This window comes from Nocardia farcinica, assembly GCF_029867845.1.
Classification (GTDB): Bacteria; Actinomycetota; Actinomycetes; order Mycobacteriales; family Mycobacteriaceae; genus Nocardia; species Nocardia farcinica_A.
Map to the genome: position 1 here is coordinate 1 of NZ_JARWRU010000971.1, position 4,561 is coordinate 4,561.

General features: G+C 70.4%; 5 protein-coding genes. 2 read left to right on the forward strand and 3 right to left on the reverse strand.

The genetic code is table 11. From position 1 onward, the window contains the following. From QH283_RS21425 to QH283_RS21435, 3 genes are all read right to left on the reverse strand, one after another. A partial coding sequence (locus tag QH283_RS21425) for an alpha/beta hydrolase (protein WP_280504764.1) occupies window positions 1-482 on the reverse strand: 482 nt, incomplete at its 3' end. Then, window positions 479-1,849 (reverse strand): flavin-containing monooxygenase, encoded by a 1,371-nt coding sequence (locus QH283_RS21430; protein WP_280504765.1) that lies wholly within the window; start codon window positions 1,847-1,849, stop codon window positions 479-481. The genes QH283_RS21430 and QH283_RS21425, both read right to left, overlap by 4 nt. Window positions 1,850-1,964: 115 nt before the next feature. After that, window positions 1,965-2,492 (reverse strand): SRPBCC family protein, encoded by a 528-nt coding sequence (locus tag QH283_RS21435; RefSeq protein ID WP_280504766.1) that lies wholly within the window; start codon window positions 2,490-2,492, stop codon window positions 1,965-1,967. Window positions 2,493-2,806: 314 nt separating this feature from the next. On the opposite strand from QH283_RS21435, the gene QH283_RS21440 reads away from it, so the two are divergent. Together QH283_RS21440 and QH283_RS21445 are read left to right on the forward strand one after the other, a co-directional pair. Next, window positions 2,807-4,102: an NAD(P)/FAD-dependent oxidoreductase gene (locus QH283_RS21440; RefSeq protein WP_280504768.1), complete on the forward strand. Its 1,296-nt coding sequence runs from the start codon at window positions 2,807-2,809 to the stop codon at window positions 4,100-4,102. Between the two features lie 217 nt (window positions 4,103-4,319). Further along, entirely contained in the window at window positions 4,320-4,475 is a 156-nt protein-coding gene (locus QH283_RS21445) for a hypothetical protein (RefSeq protein ID WP_280504767.1), read from the forward strand. Window positions 4,476-4,561 lie beyond the last annotated feature (86 nt).

Consider the following 4,561-nt stretch of genomic DNA (forward strand, 5'->3'; position numbering starts at 1 on the left):
GCAAGCGGGCCGTGCTGGGCGAGCGCGTGCCGCCCCGCCGATCGCCCGCTCACCATCGGCGTCATCGACACCGTGGCGCACACGTCGGCGCGCTCGGCGGTCAGGGCCAGCACGTGCCCGCCCGACAGCGAGACACCCCACAGCACCACACGTCCCCGGTCCACGCCCGGCTGCCTGCCCGCGGCGGCGACGGCCGCCCGGTAGTCCTCGAGTTGGGCCGCGAGCCGGATGTGCTGGCGCGGTGCGCCGCCGGAGGCGCCGAACCCCCGGTAGTCGAAGGCCCACACGGCCAGGCCCGCCTCGGCCAGCCTGCGAGCGAAGGGGTCGAGGCCGGAATCCTTGGTGCCGCCGAGTCCGTGCGCCATCACCACCACCGGCCTGCCCGCCTGCCCGTCGAACGGGCTCGGATCGCCGCAGGTGTAGAACCAGGCCGCACAGGTGGTGCCGTGCGAGTCGAACTCGATCGTGGTCCGCGTGCTCATCGGAGTTCTCCCGCCGCCGTCTCGGCCACCCGGGCCCAGGCGGGCGGCCCATGGAGCCGGGCTCGCGTCGCGCCCGCGGGCAGCTCCCTGGTGCGCATGTCGTGCTCGTAGAGGAAGTAGTCGACCTGCTGGGTGTGGCGCGGGGTCGGCAGCATGTGCCCGGTGTAGCGCTGGGCGTCCTCGGCGATGACCCGGCGCATCCGCTCCGGCGAGGGCAGCCGGTACCGGCCCACCGCGTACGCGCCGATCAGCCGCGCCTGTGCTTCGACGAACGGGAACAGTGTCGGTGTGGCCTGGGCGAAGCCGGCGAACACCAGATCCTCGATGCCGGGCACGAACATCCGCTTGTACAGGTCGATCCTGTTGTCCGGCGCGCTGAGGAACTCCGGGTCGAAGAACGGGAAGGTGATGTTGTAGCCGGTGGCGTAGATGATCACGTCGAACTCGCCGGAGCTGCCGTCGGTGAAACGCACGGTGCGGCCGTCCAATCGGGCCACGTCCGGCTTGGCCACCACATCGCCGGAGCCGAGCCGCAGCGGCAGTTCGACCGACTGGGTCGGATGCGCCTCGAAGAACCGGTGATTGGGCTTGGGCAGCCCGTAGCGCTCCGGTGTGCCGTTGAGCAGCGGCTGCCCCCACTGCGCGAGCTTGCGCTGCCAGGAGACCGGTAGATACGGCGAGGTGCGGTAGTACTTGTCGGCGGGTCTGCCCGCGATGTACTTCGGCACGATCCAGGCGCTCGAACGCGTCGACAGGGTCAGCGAATTGCCCAGCGCCTTGGACGACAGCTCCACCGCGATGTCGGCGGCGCTGTTGCCGAGGCCGACCACCAGGATGCGGGCGCCGGTGAAATCGTGCGGGGTCCACGGGTCGATGTAGTGGTGGGCGTGCAGGCTGATGCCGGTGAACTCGCCGGGGAAGTTCGGATATCGCGGATCCCAGTGGTGGCCGTTGGCGACCACGAGCAGGTCGAACAGCCTGCGCTCACCGCGCGCGGTGGTCAGCTCCCAGCCACCGCCGGGCAGCCTGCGGGCGTGCTCGACCGCGTTGCCGAACTCGATGGACTCCGCCAGCCCGAACGCCTCGCAGTAGTCGTCGAGGTACTGCTTGATCTGGCTGTGGTGCGGGAAGTCCGGGTAGTGCTCCGGCATCGGGAAGTCACGGAAGGACAGCTGATGCTTGGAGGTGTCGATGTGCAGCGAGCGGTAGGCGCTGCTGTGGCCGTTGGGATTTCCGAACGCCCAGTTGCCGCCCACCCGGTCGGAGGACTCGAAGCAGACGTAGGGCACCCGGTAGTCGGTGAGCATCTTGCCCGCGGTCAGGCCGCTGATGCCCGCGCCGATGACAGCTGTGCGCGGCAGGTACATCCGATCCCTCCGGCGAACGATCCTCATGGTTTTCGAGTAGTCACATTCTCAGATCCGGGCATCGCTGTCGGGGTTTTCGCGAAAGGGACAGTCGGTTTCTGCCGACGACGCCGATTCAGGCGCGGCCGACCTCCGCCTCCAGTTCGGTCTTCAACCGTTCGAGGGTGCGCCGGATGTTGCCGCGCTGGTACCGGGCGAACCCGGGCTGTCCGGTCGCCAGCCGGTCGAAGACCGCCGTCACCGGGTCGGGCCAGCGAACCCGGTCGTCGCGCCAGATCTCGGTCACCAGGGTGCCGCCCTCGACCGGTGCGAAGCGATACTCCCAGGTGGCCACCGCGACCGGGAGGACCGGCCTGCCGATGCCGAACTTGCGCACCGCGAAGGCGAAGCGGCTGCCGGGGTCGGCGACGGTGACCACGCACTCGGTGTGCCAGCGGAACCCGCGCCGCACGTTGGAGCCGACGAAGCGCGTGCCCGGCCGCACCTCGCGGGCCGAGCCGCTCAGCACCGCCCCGGTGTTCTCGGGACTCCAGCGGCCCATCTGGGTGACATCGCTGACGTGCTCGTAGGCCGTCGGCGGATCGACGGCGATCACGACGCTGTCGGAGATCTCCAGGGGCCGGGAAATTCTGGGATGCGACACGCCCCGACCCTAGCGGCCGCGCCCGCCCGGCGACAGATCCCGCCACCCGGGCAGGCGGCGCGGAGACCTCGGCCCCGCCGACCACCCGTTCCCGTTTCGGCGGGATCGGGGCGGGAATGGCCGAAGGAATGAACGGATCGAGGAGGTGGGCGATCGTGGCGGACAACATCGGCGGCGAGCCGCGACACAACGGCGCGGTGCGCGAGAATGACGGCGCGGTGCGCGTGGACGGCGGTGCGGTGCGCGTGGACGGCGGTGCGGGATCGGAGAGCGCAGGAGCCGGCGGTGACCACGCGCGGCCGACCCGGCGGGTGGTGATCGTCGGCAGCGGATTCGCCGGGTTCACCTGCGCGCGGCGGCTGTGCCGGACCCTGGCCCGCCGCGGCGAGCGGGACGTGGAGATCGTGCTGGTCACCCCCAACGACTACATGCTCTACACCCCGCTGCTGCCGGATGTGGCGGGCGGGCTCATCGACCCACGGTTCGTGGTGATCTCGCTGGCCGACTCGCTGCCGAAGGTGCGGCTCGTGGTGGCCACCGCCGAATCGGTCGACCTGGCGAACAAGACGGTCACCGTCACCAGCCCGCACCACGCGCCGCGCGAATTGTCCTACGACAAGCTGGTTCTCACCCCGGGCTCGGTCACCCGGCTGTTCGACGTGCCCGGCCTGGCCGAGCACGCGCGCGGACTCAAGACTGTCGCCGAGGCGTTGTACCTGCGCGAGCAGTTGCTGCGGCAGCTGGAGCTGGCCGACCACGAGGACGATCCCGAGGTGCGCCGGGCGCGCCGCACCGTCGTGGTGGTCGGGGCGTCCTACGCAGGCACCGAACTGATCGCGCAGTTGCGCGCGCTGGCCGACACCTACGCCGACCGCCGCGGCGTCGACCGTTCCGAGATCCGCTTCCTGCTGCTCGACACCGCCGAGCGGGTCATGCCCGAGGTGGGGGAGAAGCTCGGCGACAAGGTGCTCGAGGTGCTGCGCGCACGCGGTGTCGAGATCAGGCTGGAGACCACGCTCTCGGAGTTGACCGAGGACCACGTGGTGCTCACCGACGGCACCGTCGTGCCCACCCACACCGTGGCCTGGGTGACCGGCGTGACCGGCGCGCCGGTGCTGTCCACCCTCGACCTGCCGATGGAACGGGGCCGCCTGGTCGTCGACGAGTACCTGCGCGTGCCCGGCCACCCCGACGTGTTCGCCGCGGGGGACGCCGCCGCGGTGCCCGACCTGACCGCGCCGGGACAGATCACCCCGCCCACCGCCCAGCACGCCGGGCGACAGGGCAGGACGCTGGCGCGCAATGTCGCGGCCGCGCTCGGCATCGGCGCCGCCGCGCCCTACAAACACAAGGACATGGGCCTGGTCGTGGACCTCGGGCCCGGATTCGCGGTCGCCAACCCGCTGGGGATCCGGCTGGCGGGCCTGCCCGCCAAGATCGTGGCCCGCGCTTATCACACCTACGCCGTGCCGCGCGGGGTCAACCGCTGGGCCATCACGCTGACCTATCTGACCAACGCCGTCACCCCGCGTCCGCTGTCCATGCTGGGACTGGTGAGCCCCGAGGAGGCCAGTTTCGGCGTCAGTGAGGGCATACCCGCCGACCGCTGACGCGCGTGCGAACAGCTCGCCCCCGGCCGGTCGCCCGAGAGTATCGGCGGTCGGCCCGAAAGTAATCGGCGCGGGGGCCGAAAGTAATCGAATGGAAAGATCAGACCAGGAAGTTTGGTCTTCCGGTACAGTGGTACGCGGTTCAGGTATCGCTCCGTCGATGCGGCCGGAGCGATTCTCATCGTTGTATGAGTTACCAGGAACGGGTAGGCAAGAGATGGACGACACCACCGCGCGTAGCCGAGAACCGAAAGACACCGACCGGGTGATCTGGCCCGATCCCAGCCCGCTGGCCGATTGGTGGGCCGATGTCATGGGCACTGCGACCGTCGCCCGGAATCCGAAGACCTCGGGCTCGGCATCGCAGCGCTGACCCTCCGGGTCGGTTCCCGCCCGGTCGAGATCCGGGCACACGAACACCGAACGGCCCCTGTTCCCGCGCTGGGTTCAGGGGCCGTT

Excerpts from the sequence above, each read along its gene's own strand:
- QH283_RS21430 (WP_280504765.1), bottom strand. The coding sequence starts at position 1,849 with ATGTACCTGCCGCGCACAGCTGTCATCGGCGCGGGCATCAGCGGCCTG.
- QH283_RS21445 (WP_280504767.1), top strand. The coding sequence starts at position 4,320 with ATGGACGACACCACCGCGCGTAGCCGAGAACCGAAAGACACCGACCGG.